Annotated in this window: 12 protein-coding genes; 5 read left to right on the forward strand and 7 right to left on the reverse strand. The window is 61.7% G+C overall.

Annotated elements, in window-relative coordinates; genetic code table 11:
• Positions 1-13: 13 nt before the first annotated feature.
• The 4 genes from IE111_RS03000 to IE111_RS03015 are packed head-to-tail and all read right to left on the reverse strand — an operon-like array spanning position 14 to position 5260.
• Entirely contained in the window at positions 14-1390 is a 1377-nt protein-coding gene (locus IE111_RS03000) for a DUF1302 family protein (protein WP_189606990.1), read from the reverse strand.
• Positions 1387-2205 (reverse strand): outer membrane lipoprotein-sorting protein, encoded by an 819-nt coding sequence (locus IE111_RS03005; protein ID WP_189606991.1) that lies wholly within the window; start codon positions 2203-2205, stop codon positions 1387-1389. The genes IE111_RS03000 and IE111_RS03005 overlap by 4 nt, the downstream gene beginning before the upstream one ends.
• Positions 2202-4637 (reverse strand): efflux RND transporter permease subunit, encoded by a 2436-nt coding sequence (locus IE111_RS03010; protein WP_189606992.1) that lies wholly within the window; start codon positions 4635-4637, stop codon positions 2202-2204. The genes IE111_RS03005 and IE111_RS03010 overlap by 4 nt, the downstream gene beginning before the upstream one ends.
• Entirely contained in the window at positions 4634-5260 is a 627-nt protein-coding gene (locus IE111_RS03015) for a TetR/AcrR family transcriptional regulator (protein ID WP_189606993.1), read from the reverse strand. The genes IE111_RS03010 and IE111_RS03015 overlap by 4 nt, the downstream gene beginning before the upstream one ends.
• A gap of 783 nt (positions 5261-6043) precedes the next feature.
• Between IE111_RS03015 and ptsP the strand changes: the two genes are divergently transcribed.
• From ptsP to IE111_RS03030, 3 genes are all read left to right on the forward strand, one after another.
• Positions 6044-8296, forward strand: a complete 2253-nt coding sequence (gene ptsP / locus IE111_RS03020) for a phosphoenolpyruvate--protein phosphotransferase (protein WP_189606994.1) — start codon at positions 6044-6046, stop codon at positions 8294-8296.
• Positions 8297-8723: 427 nt separating this feature from the next.
• Positions 8724-9527, forward strand: a complete 804-nt coding sequence (locus IE111_RS03025; RefSeq protein ID WP_189606995.1) for a hypothetical protein — start codon at positions 8724-8726, stop codon at positions 9525-9527.
• Entirely contained in the window at positions 9524-10369 is an 846-nt protein-coding gene (locus IE111_RS03030) for a hypothetical protein (protein ID WP_189606996.1), read from the forward strand. The genes IE111_RS03025 and IE111_RS03030 overlap by 4 nt, the downstream gene beginning before the upstream one ends.
• A 281-nt stretch (positions 10370-10650) precedes the next feature.
• Here IE111_RS03030 and IE111_RS03035 read toward each other — a convergent pair whose 3' ends face one another.
• The 3 genes from IE111_RS03035 to IE111_RS03045 all read right to left on the reverse strand — a co-directional run bounded on the left by IE111_RS03035 (position 10651) and on the right by IE111_RS03045 (position 14097).
• Positions 10651-11133 (reverse strand): phosphatidylglycerophosphatase A family protein, encoded by a 483-nt coding sequence (locus IE111_RS03035; RefSeq protein ID WP_189606997.1) that lies wholly within the window; start codon positions 11131-11133, stop codon positions 10651-10653.
• A 52-nt stretch (positions 11134-11185) separates the two neighbouring features.
• A complete protein-coding gene (gene thiL / locus IE111_RS03040; protein WP_189606998.1) occupies positions 11186-12130 on the reverse strand; it encodes a thiamine-phosphate kinase in 945 nt (314 codons plus the stop codon).
• Positions 12131-12555: 425 nt separating this feature from the next.
• Complete coding sequence (locus IE111_RS03045) at positions 12556-14097, reverse strand: phosphoenolpyruvate carboxykinase (RefSeq protein WP_189606999.1); 1542 nt, start codon at positions 14095-14097, stop codon at positions 12556-12558.
• 630 nt (positions 14098-14727) lie between these two features.
• Here IE111_RS03045 and IE111_RS03050 point away from each other — a divergent pair.
• The gene (locus tag IE111_RS03050; RefSeq protein WP_189607000.1) at positions 14728-15930 is read left to right on the forward strand and encodes an ABC transporter substrate-binding protein; all 1203 of its coding nucleotides are present in this window, start codon (positions 14728-14730) and stop codon (positions 15928-15930) included.
• A complete protein-coding gene (locus IE111_RS03055; RefSeq protein WP_229805170.1) occupies positions 15927-17630 on the forward strand; it encodes an ABC transporter permease in 1704 nt (567 codons plus the stop codon). Before IE111_RS03050 ends, IE111_RS03055 begins: the two co-directional genes overlap by 4 nt.
• Positions 17631-17946: the final 316 nt, after the last annotated feature.

The raw sequence follows: 17946 nt of genomic DNA on the forward strand, positions 1-17946 counted from the left end.
GCTAGTTCCCGGGTTAGAAGAAGTAATCGACTTGCCAGTATAGACGGTCGTTGTCTTGGGCTTGTTCCAGGAGCTTGGTGTCGCCTTCCAGGTAGGCGACGTAGCCGAGTTCGGTTCGCCATTGGTCGTTGATGGCCCAGTCGGCCGAGAAGCGCGTGATCTGGCCACCTTCGAAGTCATCGCCGAAGCCGAGGACGGCACCGCTCAGGGTGAGCTGGTCGCGCCAGGTGGTGTGCTCCAGGCCGAGCGCCCAGCCGACCTGGGTTTCGTCGCCGAGGTTGGTTTCCATGGCGTCTGTGTAGTCTGGCAGGTGGCGCAGTTGGTATTCAATCAGCAGGCGGGTGTCTTCCGGCAGGCTGATGTCGAGGCCGAAGGCGGCGGACCAGCGTTCGGTCTCCGCCGTGTCGCCGCTGACGGGAACCATTTGGCCGCCCACCGTCTGCATGCTGACCGGGGCGTAGGTCAGGCCTTGTTCGTGGGTCAGTTCGGCTTTCAGGACCGCGTCGCTGATCGGGACGCTCAGACCAGCGCCGACCGTGGTGAACCGTTCGTATTCGCGCCGGATTTCGCCCGGTTCGAACAGCACATGCCCGGTCGGGTTGTAGCCGCTCCAGCCAAAGGCCGCGAGGTCGATGCCCTGCCAGACGCCGCTCAGCCGGGCGCCGCCGGTGTGGTTGGCCGGCTCGTCCCAGCCATGGGCCGGGGTCCGGTCGTCCAGTTCGACGTCGAGCGGGTAATAGTCGCTGCCGTAGACCGGTTGTTCGGCCATGCGGTTTTCGTGCGCCACCACGCCCTGCAGTGTCCAGCCGCCCAGGTAGATCCGGGCTTCGCTGAGCCACCGCGCCTGGCGGGCCTCCTCGGGTTCGTACAGGCCGGGCTGCGACATCCTCGGGGCGTTGACGACTTCCTGGATGGACAGGGCGTCGTTGAAGCCCCAGGTCAGCACCTGGCGGCCGGTGGAGACGGCCCAGGCCCCGGTCTGGTAACGCACCAGGGCTTCCTCCCAGTCCACGCGGGTTTCACGTTGGTCCCGGTAGGGGTCTTTCCAGTCCGTGCTATCTCTCAGGTCGAACACCCAGTCCCGGCTCAGGCGGACGTCGACCACGGCGTCGAACCGGTCGCCGGGTCGCCATTCCAGTCGGGGCTGCAGGCCGAAGGCGAAACTGGACAGGCCCCGGTGGTCCGTTTCACCCGCCTCCGGCGAGCCTTGCTGGGTGTTCAACTGCCCGCGGTGAAACACCCGGGTCGAGACGTACAGGTTCGATTGGGCGGCGGTGGTATCGGTCTCGATGTCGCCGAACCCCTCTTCGAAGTTCTCGCCAAACGGATCGTCTTCGGCGGCCAGGCCGGCGCTCAACCCGGCCACCAACAGCCAGCTCAGTCGTCTCATAAGCCTTGCTCCAATCGTTGAACGCTGAAGTTGCCCTCGCGGATGTCGGGGTTCAGTTCGATGTTCTCGAAGGTCAGCTGGGTGCGGTGAACCGTCTGACCACCCTCCTGGCTGACCACCTGCATGACGGTGGGAATCCAGAATCCGTCCCGATGCTCCCACTCGGGAATGTTCAGCAGCTTGCGTTCGCCTTCGGCTTCGAGTGTGTGAATGGCGCGGATTACGGTGTGGTTGCTTTGCCGAACATAGAGCACGGATTGTGTGTAGCCGGTGCGGTCGATCACGTCGTCGTTCGCCGCCGTGGCTTCCACCTGCCAGATCGCCTCGTCACTGACTTTGGTTTCACCGAGCAGCTTATAGGTCCAGTCCTCCAGATTGCGCGACGACAGGTCGGCGTAGGACAGATCCGAGCCCATGAAACTGCCGCTCTGGTCGCTGCCGGCGATGCGTTTGGATTTGTTCAGGCTGGGCAGGAACAGCCACTGATCGTCGCCCTTGTCCGGGTCGTCGTAATCGAAAATCAGGAAGCCGGTGCCGCGCACATCCTGGGGGGACAGGAAGAACAGCAAACTGCGCTCGCTGTCCTCGAAGGTTTTGCGCAGGGAATTCAACTGGCGCACCCGTTGCTGATTGTTGCGGTCGATCAGGACCATGGTCATGTCGGAGGCCATGGCCGGCGGGCTCGGCTGGGCGTCGACCTCGGCCATGATCTCGTCACCGGTCTCGGCGCGCGCGCCATAGCTCAGGCAAACCAGGGCCGCCAACAGCACGATGGCGGGTTGAGTCAGGGTACGGACGGAGTGTTGAAGCATCATGAGAGTTGCTCCTTGGGTTGGGATAACAGAGGTGAATACCAGCGCAACAGCACCGGCGTCAGCGTGAAGTTAGACACCATGGCCAACAGGAAGGCGGTGCCGCTCAGGAAACCGAAATTGAAGATGCTGTGCACCTGGCTGAACAGGAAGACGTAGAAACCGGTGGTCAACACGATCGACGTGGTCAGCAACGCGCGGCCGGCATGGTGGAACGCCGTGTCGATGGCGGCCCGGGCGTCGCCGTGTTCGGCGAAGGCTTCGCGGAAGTGATGCGTAAAGTGAACCGTGTTGTCGACCGTGATACCGATGGCGATGGTCGCCACCAACATGGTGAACAGGTCGAGCGGAATCGACATCACATACATCAAGCCCATCACCACCAGAATCGGCGCCAGGTTGGGCAGCATGGCCACGGCCCCGAGACCGGGCGAGCGCAGCAGAACCATCATCATCAGGGTGATGGCGAGCGCGGCGATGCCATAACTCCAGGCCGTGGTGCTCACCACTTCATCCAGGGTCGCACTGAGCAACGGCAACACTCCAGCGATGGTGATCTCGGCTTCAGGCGCCAGTGCCTCGGTCAGCCGGCGCTCGGTGATCTCGATGAAATCCTGATAGGCCAGGACATCGGCCCAGGGCATGATCAGGGTCACGCGCGTTTCGCTGTAGGACGGGTCGACCAGACGGCTCAGTTCATCGGCGCCGCTGTTTTCGAACAGCAGCAGTTCCTCGGCCAGCAGACGGGGGTTGTCGGGAATCGCGTAGAAAGCCGGGTCGCCCTCGTTCAGGGCCTGGTGCGTGCCCTTGATGATGTCCAGAATGGAATTGACGTGTCCGATCGTCACGCCCCCCGGCGTGGTGTTCTGCAGGTCGGTCAGTTCCGCGTCCAGCCGCTGCAACAGATCCGGGTTCTTGATGCCGTTCTCGGTGCCGGTGTCGATGATGACATCCATGTTGATGGTGCCGCTCATGCGGTCATCGATGGTATCCGTCGCCTGGCGGATGGGCAGATCGGCCGGCATCCAGTTCATCGGGTTGTGCGAAAACCGCAACTGCAACAATAACGCAATGGCTACCGCGACCACACCCAGCCAGACCAGCGACATCACCGGCCCGAAACGCCAGGCGAGATTGGCGATCCCCTGCATCAACCGCTCACCCTTCGGCGTGTCGGATCGATCGGCCCTGGGCTTAACGGGCCAGACCGCCATCAACGCCGGAATCAGCGACACGGTCAACAGGAAAGCGAGTATCACCCCGAGGGCCGCGAAAACACCGAGCAACGTGATGGGAATGATATCCCCGGTGGCGAGCGACAGCAGACCGGCCGCCGTGGTCAACGAGGTCAGCAGCATCGGAATCGCCGTCAGCCGAATCGCCGCCTGCATGGCCGATACCTTGGCCTCGCCGCGATTGAAATGACTGAAGAAATGCGTCAGCAAATGCACCGCATCGCCGACGGTGATGGCGAGTAGGAAGGACGGCACCATGATCAACGGCATCTGAATCGGCCGGCCGGTCAGCGCCAGTATCCCGAAGGTCGCGAGAATCGCCAGCACCACCGCCGACATCGGCGCCACCACGGCCGACACCCGACGGAAGAACAACACCAGCACGACCACGATTAACACAATGGTCAGGCGGATGAAACTCGACATCTCGGATTGCATGGTGTGTTCGAGTTGCTGGTTGATCACCGGCATGCCGGCGACGACCGGATCCAGATCGTCGAACTCAGTCAGGGTGCGTTCCAGTTCGTTGATCAGTTCATAGGTTTTCTCGACCGGTAAAAACTCGGCTTCGGACGGGGACGGCGTCGAATTGCCCGCCCCGCTTGCGGTGAAATCATCGCCGAAGGCATCGTCGAACGCCGACTCATCGTTCGACTGGGCGTCGGGGTCGAAATCGTAGGTGTAGGGCTCGATCACCAGGGTGGTGAAGGTCCGGCTTTCATTGATCACCAACCCTTCGAGCGTCGGCGTCGACGCAATGCGCGACTCGATCTCGGCGCGACTCAGGGTCCCCACCGGACGCGGAATCAGGTCATCAACCAGCAGCCCGTCTTCGGTGCCCTGCTGGTACGGGGCATCGATCAGGCTGTTGACCCGGTTGACCCAGGGAACATCCTGCTCGATGCGTTCATGCAAGGTCGCCAACCGGCGCAGGGTCGCATCCGCCAGCACATCCTCGGCGGACACCCCGACCACCACCACATCGTTGCGGCCATACTGATCCTTGACCCGGTTATAGGCCTGACGCGCCGGCGTCGACTCATCGATGAAATTTTCCAGATCCGTATCCAGTTCAATGGTGCGCAACTGGGTCGCCAGCGCAGCGACCACCACCAGAAGCAACACCAGAACCGTTTTCGGATACCGCATCACCCCGGCCGTGTAGCGGTCGAGGAAAGCATGTACAGGACGTTGGGTCATTGAGCGTTCTCCATATCAAAGGCGCGATCCAGCATCATTCCGAAGTAGTCGGCCAATTCGTCGTAATAGGTTTCATCCATGGGATGGCGGCTGAGCGTCTCCAGTATCGGTTTCATTAGAACCGGAAAGATCAACAGGCTCTGAATCATCAAACGCGCAAACTCCGGCTGGTGTTCGCGCCCTTCGGGCAACACCTGATCCAATTGCCGCTCCACCTCCGTCAGCAACGGCCGCAGAATGGTCTCCACCAGCCAGCGCCCCTGATCGCCGGGGTCGTACAACAGACTCTTGATCACGATCTGGATCAGCTCGCGCGGGGCATGACGAAAATAAAACCGAAAGATGTCACCGAACGATCGACGCGGCATCTCCCGCAACCCGTTCAGCAGGTACCCCTTCATCGGCGTGATGTAACTCATCACCACCGCCTGAAACAGCCCCCGCTTATCGCCAAAGTAATACGCAATCATCGCCGAATTCACCCCGGCCCGCTCCGCGATCCGGCGAATCGACACCCGGTGAAACTCCTGCTGCAGAAACAGATACCGCCCCGCCTCCAGCAACTTCTCCCGAGCACCGCCGTCCGCGCCAGGCACCAACTCAGCCTCTTCTTTCTCGGTCATACCGCCTCCGGAACCGCCACCAATCAATCGATTGATTAATACCCTAGTCCCGGTCGATTCCCGACGCCACGACTTTCATTCATCAAACTTCATGTAGTGATCAACTGGCAAAGTCCGACATGAGTCTATGGATGGGAATGTGGTTGGTTAGGCTTCTTGGGACTGTGGTTGAATCCGTGTTCGGTACCGCGCAGGGCCTTTCAGGGTCGCGCGGTGTGCCGCCCACTCAATACGTCCATGTAGGCTTGACCGCAGTAAGTAGGTTGAATAGCCGGTAGGCGTAATCCAACATGGTGCCATTGGCTTTGATAGTGCCAGAACCACCATCGTCGGATTACGACCCTTCGGGTCTAATCCGACCTACATATTGGTGGGCGTAATCCAACTACATGCCAGTGGTCATGTTAGTGCCTGGTCCACTGGTGGGCGGTGCCCACCCTACTTGGCCAGATGGCTAAATGTTTATTCATTGGTTTAAGGGATTTGGAAGTAAGCGGTGATACCGGAATTAAGCGATCGGGGCGGGGGATGTTCTGGAGGAGACATCTGAGGCATGGATGCCGAAGCTAAGCCCCCATGGACGGGTCTACGGCGGTCTCCGGAAGAGCATCACGCGCCTCGCATCGCGAACTCCTGGCACAATTCGAACCAAGGCACCGCAATCCCGGCCACAAACGACAACCACTGGCACCGAACCTTAACGACCAGTGGTACAGCCCGTTGAAACCAGCGACAATAGAGGGGATGCTGTTTATCGTTGTCGACGCCACGAGGCCACCCTAGATGCTCAACCCCCTGATCACCGCCAAACGTATCCTGCAAGCCGCCGCCCAGGTCACGGACAGCGGCGCCCTGGTCCGGTTGATCGTCGAACGCATCCGTACCGCCCTCAAAGTCGACGTCTGCAGCCTCTACGTCATGAACGAACAGGGCGAACTCGTCCTGACCGCCACCCTGGGGCTGGCCGAAAACGCCATCGGCAAAACCCGAATGACCCCCGGCCACGGCCTCGTCGGCACCATCGCCCAGCGTCAGCATACCCTGAACATCGACCACGCCAGCCAGCACCCCCGCTTCCGCTACTTCGAGGAAACCGGCGAAGAACGCTTCGAAGGCTTCCTCGGTGTACCCATGATCCATCTCGGCCAGACGCTCGGCGTACTGGTGGTGCAGGTGCGCGAGTCCCGTCGGTTCACCGAAGAGGAAGAAGCCTTTCTGGTGACCATGGCCGCTCACATGGCGGGCAGCCTGGCCGGAAATCTGAAAAAGGCGGCGCGACCGACCGCCGACAGCCAGATGCCGGTCCTGCGCTTCCAGGGCATCAAGGGGGCGCCGGGCATTCAGATCGCACCGGCCTATGTGGTGAAAGACGACATCCGCATGGAGGACATTCCCGAGCGCAACGGCAGCGGTGTCGATTTCGAGCGGCGACGTATCCAGGAAGCGCTGGAAGAGACCCAGGAGGAACTCGACGCCGGGCTCGATCAGTTGGGCGCGGGCAGCGATACGCTGGATTCTCTACTGGAAGTCTACAAGCTGTTGCTGGTCAGCCCGGAATTGAACCAGGCCATTGAAGAAGAGCTGGAAACGGAAGTCAGTGCCAGCACGGCCCTGAAACGCGGCATGCAGCGGCAGATCGCCGTGTTCGAGGCCATGGAAGACCCGTATCTCAAGGCCCGGGCCGAGGATTTACGCGTGCTGGCGGTGCGCATCTATCGCCACATGCACGAGGAACTGACGGAGCGGATCGAACCCGATCATCCGGTCATTCTGGTCGGGCGGACCATCAATATCTCCCATTTCACCCGCATCGACCGCGACAAGCTGGTCGGCATCGTCAGCCTGGAAGGGTCGGCGCTGTCGCACACGGCGGTGTTGGCCAACGCGTTGGGGATTCCGGCGGTGGTCGGCATCGGCGATGAAGACCTGACGACGCTGCACGACACCGAAATCATCGTCGACGGGTATCGCGGTCAGGTGGTCGCCCACGCCCCAGCCAGTCTGCGCGAGGAATTCGAGCGGTTGACCCGCCAGGAGCGGGCGCTGCAGGCGGATCTGTCGCATTTGAAGACGCTGCCGGCGGAGACCAAGGACAATGTCCGGGTGCGGCTCTACACCAACACCGGCCTGCTGGCGGACATTACGCCGGGGCTGGAACGCGGCGCCGAGGGCATCGGTCTGTACCGGTCGGAAATTCCGTTCATGGTGCACAATACCTTCCCGACCGAGGAAGAGCAGGTGCGCATCTATCGGGGGGTGCTCACCGCCTACGCGCCGAAGCCAGTGGTGATGCGTACGCTGGATATCGGCGGCGACAAGGCCCTGCCCTACTTCCCGATCAAGGAGGAAAACCCCTTTCTCGGCTGGCGGGGTATTCGCTTCACGCTGGACTATCGCAACATTCTGCTCGACCAGATCCGGGCGATGCTGATCGCCAACATCGAGACCCAGAACCTGCAGTTGATGATCCCGATGCTCAGCCGTGAGGATGAGCTGGAGCGTTTCCATGCGCTGGTCGACGAGGCGGTGGCGCAGTTGAAGGAGGAAGGCCACCCGGTCAGCAAGCCGCCGGTGGGCATTATGGTGGAGGTGCCGGCGGTGTTGTGGCTGCTGCCGCGTCTGCGCGACACCATCGATTTCGTGTCGATCGGTTCGAACGATCTGACGCAGTATCTGTTGGCGGTGGACCGGAACAACCCGCGGGTGGCTAAGTTGTACAGTCATCTGCACCCGGCGGTGCTGGAGGCGTTGCGCGGGTTGGTGCGGGAGTGCAGGCGGTTGAATCTGCCAGTGAGCATTTGCGGGGAGATGGCGTCGGATCCGGCGGCGGTGGTATTACTCTTGGGGATGGGGGTTCGCACTCTGAGTCTGTCGGCGTTCCATCTGCCCCGGATCAAGTGGCTGATCCGCTATTTGCACATCGGCGATTGCATCGCCCTGCTGGACCAGGCCCGGGATTGCGCGACCGAGGCCGAGCTGCGAGGGTTGATCAACAATCACCTCCGGGATTTGGGGTTGAATGCGTTGATCCAGTGAGCTGGCACTGGTCCGTGCCGGGAGCTTGGGTTCGCTCCGGGTGCCGGGGTCCGCGCTTGGTGCCCGGGGGGTGTCCATTAGGGGGCGCCGTGAAACCATCCATGGGGCTGGGTACGCACCGGGTGTCGGGGTAGACCCAGTCGGGGTCGCCGTAAATACGTCCATGTAGGCTTGGCCGCAGCATCCATGCTGCAGACATCCCCGTCTGGGTCTACCCCGACACCCGGCGCTCGCAACTGTGCCACGTCATCACCGCCATAATGTGATCGAACCCAACTGGAACACCTCGCCACATCGTAGGGTGGGCACCGCCCACCAAATACACTGACCAACCCCCGAATTATCCCACCGCCTCCCCCCCCCAACTTGCCCACCCAACAAATCCCCACCTAAACTGCACACTATTCAATCAACCACGGCCACAACAATGCCCCAAAGCCGAACCCCAACCCTGCTGTTCACCGGCCTGCTGGCCATCATCCTGGGTATCTGGTCGGGGAATTCCTTCGTCTATCGGCTTGATTTGAACCGGGTGCCGGACCGAACCTATTTCGTTACGTCCCTGAAAGCACTGGTCACGCCCGACTCCCGGGAATCGCTGGCGTTGCAAAACGCGATCTACCAGTCCCGGGTGGAAGCGCTTGAACGACAACGGTCGGACGCTTTGGCGCGATTGAATTCGGTGAACGATTATCTGGCACCGCTGGAGGCGGATGTGCGCACGTACCGGTCGCTGCATCAGGAACGGGTGCGGATGACGCAGGAGGAGCAGACGCAGTTGTACATCGATCTGGTGAGCCGGTACCGGGATTATCAGCGGGCGATGTCGGAGACGGAGAGTTTCGTGCCGTTGGAGGATGGCGATTCGCTGATGGCGCTTCCGTCGGTGTATCGGGATCTGATCGTGCGCGAAGGCGGCGAGGTTGCCCGGGCTCACAATCGATTTATCAAGGAACCCCGGGATGTCAGTTTCGCGGCTCGGTATGAGGGGCCATTGCGCCGGTTTTTGTCGGAATACGATCTGAACAGGGTGATCATCGAGTGCCGGCAGTCCTTGTGCGAATTGCATTTGTCGGGCGAATGGGAGGATCCGTATTACCAGGCCTACGAGGCTATCTATCACGATTTGGAGCGGACGGATTGGTATGATCTGACGCGGCTGGCGGGGGCGCACCAGTACCGGGGCGAGGGTGTGCAGATACAGGTCTGGATTCTCGGAGCCGGGTCATGAAACAGGTGGTCTGGACGACAGTGCTGGTGTTCCTGCTGAGCTTCGGCGGCACCGTGGGCTTGCATTACTATCTGCAACCACCGACGCCGGAACCGGCCGCGCAACGCTTGCTGGAAGAGCAACCGCCGTTGCAATTAACCAAGCCCGAGTTGAACGACCAACAAGACATCCTGGTCGAAAACATCGAACGCCTGGAAACCGAAGTCGACCGCATCCGCGGCCAGCACAGCCTCGCCCAGGCGCGCGCGCAAACCCTGATGGATGAACTGGACCGCTACCAGGCCGAGCGGGATGCCTTTCTCGCCGCTTACGAAGAACGCAAATCCGACATCGAAGACCGCCTCGCCGAGCTCGACCAGGCCATTGCCGACCGGATCGCCGAGCAACAGCAACGACAGGCCGAACTCAGCGACCTCGACGCGCAATACCGGCTCGACTCCATGCTCGCCTACCCGCACCCGTTGAACGACTCCGACATCCTGCGTGAACAAATGCGAGCCCACCCCCGCCAACACCTGGAGCGTGTGCAGCGACACTACCAGATCATCCTTCAGGCGCCGGACTACCCGTACCAGGAGCAACTGTATGACCTGATAGAACCGGTATTGGCCCAACAGAACGACCGGTACCAACACAACGCCGGCATGTTGGCGTTGCAATGCAGTGCGCGGTTTTGCGAGGTGCAATTCGAGATGGAAAGGCCCGATCCGTTTGTCGATTATTGGCGGGCGTTGTTGGATGCGTTGCGAGAGCAGACACGTATCGGGCCCGTCGAGGATGAGTTGGTTGTGGAGGAAGAAGGGCGAATTACCGGAATGTTGATGGTGCGGAGGGTTCCGTAGGGTGGGCACGGCCCACCATGGGAAGGATAAGGAGTCACAGGAGGTATTGGGTTGTTTCCGTGGGAGGTTTTATTTCTATGGTGGGCGGTGCCCACCCTACCTGGCTACGCAGTTTGGAGCTTGGTTCGAGTTGCGAGCATGGGGTGTCGGGGTGGACCCTGGCGGGGATGTTCGCAGCATGGATGCTGCGGTCAAGCCTACATGGACGTATTGAGTGGGCGGCATACCGCGCGACCCCGCAAGGGTCCACCCCGGCACCCCATGCGGACCCAACCACCTAACTAAAAACCAGCCACCCAAACAATCCCCTGCAAACACACCCAGGCAAACACGCCGGCAATGACGTCGTCGATCATGATGCCGATGCCACCGTGAATCCGCTGGTCGAACCATTTGATCGGCCAGGGTTTCAGCACATCGAAAAAGCGAAACAGAACAAACCCGAGCACCACCGTGATCCAACTCACCGGCACCAGCATCATCGTGATCCAGAACCCGACGAACTCATCCCAGACAATACCGCCGTGATCGTGCACACCCATATCCCGGGACACCCAATCGCACAGATAGCACCCCAGTACGAACGCCAGCACCACCAACACCGCATACAACCAGAACGGCGCCTGCGCCAGCACCAGGAACACCGGAATCGCCGCCAGAGTGCCGAAGGTACCCGGCGCCTTGGGCAGGGCACCACTGCCGAAACCGAAGGCGAGAAAGTGCGTCCAGTGATTGTGCCAGCGACGAGCCGAATGTTCGGTCATGCGATCCTTCCTGTCTGATGGTGTTTCTGCACGAAGAGGGGTATCCGGGTGTTCAGAAATGCTCGAAGCCCCGGTGCCCCAAGGTCAGCGGGCGGCCATTATGCCGGATTTGCACGCCGGCGTCGCCCGCCTCCACCCGGCCGATGCGGGTCAGTGCCAGGTTGAACGACCGGCCCAGCGAGCCCAGGGTTTCGCGGTGTTCCGCCGGTGCGGTAAAGGCCAGTTCGTAATCATCCCCGCCGGCCAGCACCGTCTCCCAGACCGCCTCGCCGAAACGCGTCCGCAACTCCGTCTCCATGGGCAGGCGCTCACAATCGACATGGATGCGCACGCCGCTGGCCTCGGCCAGGTGCCCGAGGTCCGCCGCCAGACCGTCGGAAACATCAATCGCGGCCGACGCCAGGCCGACCAACTTTTGCCCCAACTCGATTCGGGGGACGGGTTGCCAGTAGGCCGCCAGCCAGTGCTCCGGCACGGGCGGTAGCGTCGGGTCCAGAATGTTCGGCAAGACGGCGGCGGCCAGACCCGTTTGCCCGGACACCCAGACGTCGTCACCCGGTCGCGCCCCCGAGCGCAACAGCGGGTGCTGTACCCGGCCATGAACCTGCACGGAGATCACCGCAACCGGCCCCGAGGTGGTATCGCCACCGGCCAGAACCAGCCCCCATTGCTCCGCCAGCTCGCGCAACCGTCGACCGAACGCCAGCAACCAGACATCGTCCACGGTTTTGGGCAACGTCAGCGCCAGGGTGAAGAACGCCGGATCCGCGCCCATGGCCGCCAGATCACTCACCGCCGGCAAAAAGGCGCGCTGCGCCACCTGTTCCGCCGTCGCGTTTTCCGGGAAGTGGCGGCCGGATACGGCCGTGTCGATCGACATCGCCAGGGGCGCGCTGTCCTGCCACACCAGGCAATCGTCCCCCTGGCCCACGATCAGACCGGGATCGGTCAGGGACCAGCCGCCGAAGCAGCGTTCTATCAGTTCGAATTCCGTCATGGCGGGAAGTGTCGCCCCGGGCGGGGTAAAAGACAATACAGTGAGGGGTTGGTTGAGGTCGTGGGTTGGATCGGCCGATGTTTCGCCAAAGGCGTAATCCAACCTAGTGTGCCCGCTTAGGTTTGGGAGACTCAACCAGGATCGTTGGATTACGTCTGCGACTAATCCAACCTACAGACTGACCACTTTCAGCCAATAGACAGACCGGAGCCAAGGTATCCTTCTATGGTGGGCAATGCCCACCCTACGTTGGCACCCCAGCAAGCCCCTGAGGCGGGGGTGGCCCTCCCAGGGGATGTGGGCAGCAGGGATGCTGCCGTCAAGCCCCCATGGATGGGTTCATGGCGGCCCCTGGGAGGGTTACCCCCGCCTCAGGGGCGAACCCAGCCACGGTACTGGTAGCAGGCCCAGCCATGGAACCACAACTAAAGGTGCGGCCCGGCCTCAACGATGGTGTCCGCCACATCGTACTTGGCGAAGTTCTGCTGGAACTCCTCGATCAACGCCTTGGCGCGCTCATCGTAATCGTCTTCGTGCTTCCAGGTTTGGCGCGGCTCTAACAGTTTGGCATCGACACCCGGCACGGCAACCGGCACGTCCAGATTCAGGCCATCGATGTGCTTGGTCTCGACATCCGACAGGGCGCCGCTGGTGATGGCGCTGATCACGGCCCGGGTCACCGGAATGCTGAAGCGTTTGCCTTCGCCGTAGGCGCCACCGGTCCAGCCGGTGTTGACCAGGTAGACGTCGGTACCGGCCTGCTCGATTCGCTTCATCAGCAGTTCGGCATAGACACCGGCCGGTCGCGGGAAGAAGGGAGCGCCGAAGCAGGTCGAAAAGGTGGTTTTGATGCCGCTGCCGGCACCCATCTCGGTGGAACCGACCAGGGCGGTGTAACCGCTCAGGAAGTGGTAGGCGGCCGCTTCCTTCGAGAGTTTGGAGACCGGCGGCAATACGCCATTCAGGTCACAGGTCAAAAAGACCACCGCGTTCGGTTCGTCACCGCGATTGCTCGGCTGACGCTTTTCGATGTGCTCCAGCGGGTAGGCCGCGCGGGAATTTTGCGTCAGGCTGTCGTCCGCGTAGTCCGGCTCGCGATGCTTGCCCAGCACCACGTTTTCCAGAATGGTGCCGAAGCGGATGGCGTTCCAGATCACCGGTTCGTTCGCTTCGGACAGGTTGATGCACTTGGCGTAGCAACCACCCTCGATGTTGAAGACCTCGCCCGGTCCCCAGCCGTGTTCGTCGTCGCCGATCAGGAAGCGGTCCGGGTCCGCGCTCAGCGTGGTCTTGCCGGTGCCGGACAGACCGAAGAAGAGCGTCGTCTTGCCGTCGTCGCCCACGTTCGCCGAGCAATGCATCGGCAACACGTCTTCGGCCGGCAACAGGTAATTCTGGACCGAGAACATCGCCTTTTTCATTTCACCGGCGTAGTACAGACCGGCGATCAACACGCGACGCTTTTCGAAATTGAGGATCACCGCACTGTCGCTGTGGGTACCGTCGCGATCCGGATCGCAGACGAAACTGGGTACGTTCATCACTTCCCAGGTATCGCGACCGGAGACATTCCACTGCTCCGGTACGATGAACAGGTTACGTGCGAACACCTGGTGCCAGGCCAGTTCGGTGGTCACCTGCATCGACACGGCGTGCCGCTCGGAGGCGCCCACTTCCAGATGGCCGACGAAGTGCTCGCGATCGTTCACATAGTCGGAGACCCGCTGCCACAAGGCATCGAACTTGTCGGCCGGGAAAGGCTGGTTGACCTTGCCCCATTCGATGTTGTCGCGGCTGCTCGCCTCCTCAACAATAAAACGGTCCTTCGGGGACCGGCCCGTACGAACCCCGGTGCGCGCCACGAATGCGCCGTTGCTCGCGAATTCGCCTTCCTCGCGGCGAACGGCGAACTCCAGCAGCAAGGGGGTGCTCAGGTCCACATGGGCATGAGGGGAAAAAGCGGCCATCGCGTTGGTCTCCTTAAATTGGGGATTGTCCAGCGTCGTAACTGAGTCGTTTTGTTTTTGGAAATTCTTTTATTGATATGTCTTGATAGGCGCCGCCAGTGTACTGCGCCCGGGCCAGGACAAAAAACAATAATTCGTCAAAGAATTTCTGACATGCGTCATCCCAAAGAGGTAAGACTGAAAGAAAGCGACACCTGACCGTTCGATCAGAGATTCCCTGTTCCGGCTTGCCGATCCACCCGGGCCGTCCCAAGCACACGAATAGTGCCGCCCGGAAAACCCAGCAGATCGACCATTCGGGCACCGGTTCGCAATAGCCACCGCTGAAACCGCCACAGAACCGTGGCAAAAGGCGGGGGCGTTGCATACACTTTTTGTCAATTCTTAACGGCCATTTGTTGTTAAGTTACAAGATTTACCGTTTTGAACGGGGGATTTCGTAATTCGATTTCATTGATGTGAATATCGAAAAACTGTCTTTAATCGAACAGCCGGGCACCGACAGTGGATGCTCTGAACCAAAATGAGCGGCCTTGCGTAGCAAGCGAGCCGGAACTTTGTCTGGAAATCCCGGTCTCACCTCCAATATGCTCAACGAACTCCGATCGACACACGACTGAAGGACACAGAATGTACAAATCCGCTTTATTCCTGACCGCCACCTTCGCCGCCGCCCTCACTGCAGGTACGGCCCAGGCCGAAGACCGCTGGGATGAGATTACCGACACCGCCGAAGGCCAGACCGTCTACTTTCACGCCTGGGGCGGCAGCGACGTGATCAACGACTACATCAACTGGGCCGCCCAGCGCGTTCAGGAAGAGTACGGCGTGAATGTTCAACACGTGAAGGTTACCGAAACCGGCAATGTGGTCAGCCAGGTGCTGTCGGAAAAAACCGCCGGTCGCGATACCGACGGCGCGGTCGATCTGGTCTGGATCAACGGCGAAAACTTCGCCGCCATGAAAAACAACGACCTGCTGTACGGCCCGTTCACGCAATGGCTGCCGAATTACCAATGGGTCGACACCGCCGACAAACCCACCACCCTGTTCGACTTCACCACTCCGGTCGAGAACATGGAAGCGCCCTGGGGCATGGCGCAACTGGTGTTTATGTACGACAGCGCCGAAATCGGTGAACCGCCAACCTCGATGGAAAGCCTTCTCGACTTCGCCCGCGAAAACCCGGGCCGTGTGACCTACCCGGCACCGCCGTCCTTTTATGGCACGACCTTTATCAAGCAAACCTTGCTGGAACTGGCCGACAACCGCACACCGCTGTATAACCCGGTCGACAACGCCGACTTCGACGCCGTGACCGCTCCGCTCTGGGACTACCTCGACCAATTGCACCCGTTGATGTGGCGTCGCGGCCAGACCTTCACCTCCGGCGCTCCGGAAATGAAGCAACTGCTCAACGACGGTGAAATCGCGATCTCCCTGAGCTTCAACCCGAACGACGCCAGTAACGCCATCGCCACCGGCGAACTGCCGGAGACAATCCGCACCTACGTTCACGACGACGGCTCCATAGGCAACACCCACTTCGTCGCCATTCCCTACAACAGCGGCAGTGCCGAAGGGGCCATGGTTCTCGCCGACTTCCTGATGTCGCCCGAAGCCCAGGCCCGCAAGGCCAACACCGACATCTGGGGTGACCCCACCGTGCTGGACGTGGACCGACTCCCGGCCGAAGACCGCGCCCTGTTCGAAGCCCTGCCCCAGGGCAAGGCCACGCTGAGCGCCGATGAACTCGGCGCCGTTCTGCGCGAACCGCACACCAGCTGGGTGGAGGCCCTGGAACGCGCCTGGCAGGAACGTTACGCCAATTGAGACCGGCCATACTGCGCTGGTTTCCACGCCTGACCATCGCCGCCTTCCTGACGCCGGTGGTTCTGGGCCTGGCCGGCACCTGGCTGCCGGCTCTGGGGTGGTTTCCGGCGCTTGACCAGACCCGACTGACGTTCGCGCCCTGGGTTGACCTGATGGCCTACCCGGGCGTCGGGCATGCGCTGCGGCTGACGCTGGTCACCGGGCTCGGATCGGCCGTCCTCGCTCTGGCCGTCACCGCCATCATCCTGGTCGCGTTCTACCCCTCGCGTCCGTTCCGGCGTCTGGAGCGTTTGCTGGCCCCGATTCTGTCCGTGCCCCACGCCGCCTTCGCCATCGGCATCGGTTTCCTGGTCGCGCCGAGCGGCTGGCTGCTGCGCATCATTGAAACCGTCACCGGCTGGCCGTCTATCCCGCCCAACTGGCTGACGTTCAAAGACCCCTGGGGGTTCAGCCTGATCGGCGTGCTTGCGCTCAAGGAAATCCCCTTTCTGCTGTTTATGGCCCTGGCCTCCCTGCCCGCCCTCAAGGTGCGCGAAACCCTGTGGCTCGGCCATAGCCTCGGCTACGGCCGCCTGAAAACCTGGCTGATGCTGCTCTGGCCGCCGCTGTACGACCGGCTGCGGCTGCCGTTCTACGCCGTCGTCGCCTTCGCCCTGTCCGTCGTCGACATCGCCCTGATCGCCGGCCCGACCACACCGCCGACGCTCGCCGTCCTGGTCACCCGGCTGTTCAACGACCCCGACCTGCTGCTGCGCCTGCCCGGCGCTGCCGGAGCGACCCTGTTGCTGCTGGTCACCGTTGGCTCACTGCTGTTTCTGCGCCTGCTCGAATACCCGGGCCACCGGCTGCTCACCCGCTGGCTCGCCAATGGCCGGCGCTGGCAAAAGGCCGGCTCGCTGCGCATGCTCGGCGGCCTGTCCGTCGCTGTCGGCGCCATCGCCTACGCCGGCTCCCTGTGCATCCTGCTGCTTTGGTCCATCGCCGACCGCTGGCGCTACCCCGATGCCCTGCCGGCCGGGTTCAGCCTGCGTCACTGGACCGACTCGCTCGACCGGATCGCCGACCCGCTCTGGCTGACCCTGAGCACCGGCCTGACCAGCGCCGTCATCGCCCTGATCCTGGTCATCGGCGCGCTGGAGAACGAAGTCCGCCTGCGCTACAGCCAGAGCCGTTTCAACAGCCAACACCTGCTTTGGGTCCTCTATCTTCCACTGCTCGTCCCCCAGATCGCCTTCCTGTTCGGCTTCCAGGTCAGCCTCATCTGGCTCGGCATCGACGGCACCTGGTGGGTCCTCGTCTGGTCCCACCTCGTCTTCGTGCTGCCCTACACCTTTCTCACGCTGAGCGGCCCCTACCGCGCCTTCGACGACCGCTACGCCTGGGTCGCCATCAGCCTCAGCGGCAGCACAGTACGCAGCTTCTGGCAGATCAAACTCGGCATGCTCTGGCGCCCCATCGCCTACACCCTCGCCACCGGTTTCGCCGTCTCCGTCGCTCAATACCTGCCGACCCTGTTCATCGGCGGCGGCCGTTTCGCCACCGTCACCACCGAAGCCGTCAGCCTCGCCAGCGGCAGCGACCGACGCACCACCGCCGTCTACGCCCTCGTCCAACAGGGCCTGCCCCTGCTCGGATTCTTACTGGCCATACTGTTACCGGCCTGGCGATACAGGCACCACCGGGCGATGCAGCACCGATGAGGCTACTGAAGTGCCAGAACCCGCACCGGGTGCCGGGTAGACCTATTCAGGGTCGCCGTAAACCCGTCCATGGGGGCTTGACGGCAGCCATCCATGGCTGCCGACATCCCCGAATAGGACTACCCGGCACCCGGCGCTAGTCTGAAGTGCCCTCGGGAATCTGGGTGACTGCCAACTAAGGGACAACGAAATGGATGTGATATGGCACCATCTTGAGCCTTGGAGGTCTGAATGGAAGAGTCAGGTAGGGTGGGCACCGCCCACCAGCCCATGGTAAGCAACCACTGGGCACAACCTTTAGCCAGAAATACAAGCC

It is taken from the genome of Saccharospirillum salsuginis (assembly GCF_014651855.1).
Lineage (GTDB): Bacteria > Pseudomonadota > Gammaproteobacteria > Pseudomonadales > Natronospirillaceae > Saccharospirillum > Saccharospirillum salsuginis.

Coding starts and splice junctions, on each gene's coding strand:
- IE111_RS03010 (WP_189606992.1), bottom strand. CDS start 4,637: ATGACCCAACGTCCTGTACATGCTTTCCTCGACCGCTACACGGCCGGG.
- IE111_RS03025 (WP_189606995.1), top strand. CDS start 8,724: ATGCCCCAAAGCCGAACCCCAACCCTGCTGTTCACCGGCCTGCTGGCC.
- IE111_RS03045 (WP_189606999.1), bottom strand. CDS start 14,097: ATGGCCGCTTTTTCCCCTCATGCCCATGTGGACCTGAGCACCCCCTTG.
- IE111_RS03005 (WP_189606991.1), bottom strand. CDS start 2,205: ATGATGCTTCAACACTCCGTCCGTACCCTGACTCAACCCGCCATCGTG.
- ptsP (WP_189606994.1), top strand. CDS start 6,044: ATGCTCAACCCCCTGATCACCGCCAAACGTATCCTGCAAGCCGCCGCC.
- IE111_RS03030 (WP_189606996.1), top strand. CDS start 9,524: ATGAAACAGGTGGTCTGGACGACAGTGCTGGTGTTCCTGCTGAGCTTC.
- IE111_RS03035 (WP_189606997.1), bottom strand. CDS start 11,133: ATGACCGAACATTCGGCTCGTCGCTGGCACAATCACTGGACGCACTTT.
- IE111_RS03000 (WP_189606990.1), bottom strand. CDS start 1,390: ATGAGACGACTGAGCTGGCTGTTGGTGGCCGGGTTGAGCGCCGGCCTG.
- IE111_RS03050 (WP_189607000.1), top strand. CDS start 14,728: ATGTACAAATCCGCTTTATTCCTGACCGCCACCTTCGCCGCCGCCCTC.
- IE111_RS03015 (WP_189606993.1), bottom strand. CDS start 5,260: ATGACCGAGAAAGAAGAGGCTGAGTTGGTGCCTGGCGCGGACGGCGGT.
- thiL (WP_189606998.1), bottom strand. CDS start 12,130: ATGACGGAATTCGAACTGATAGAACGCTGCTTCGGCGGCTGGTCCCTG.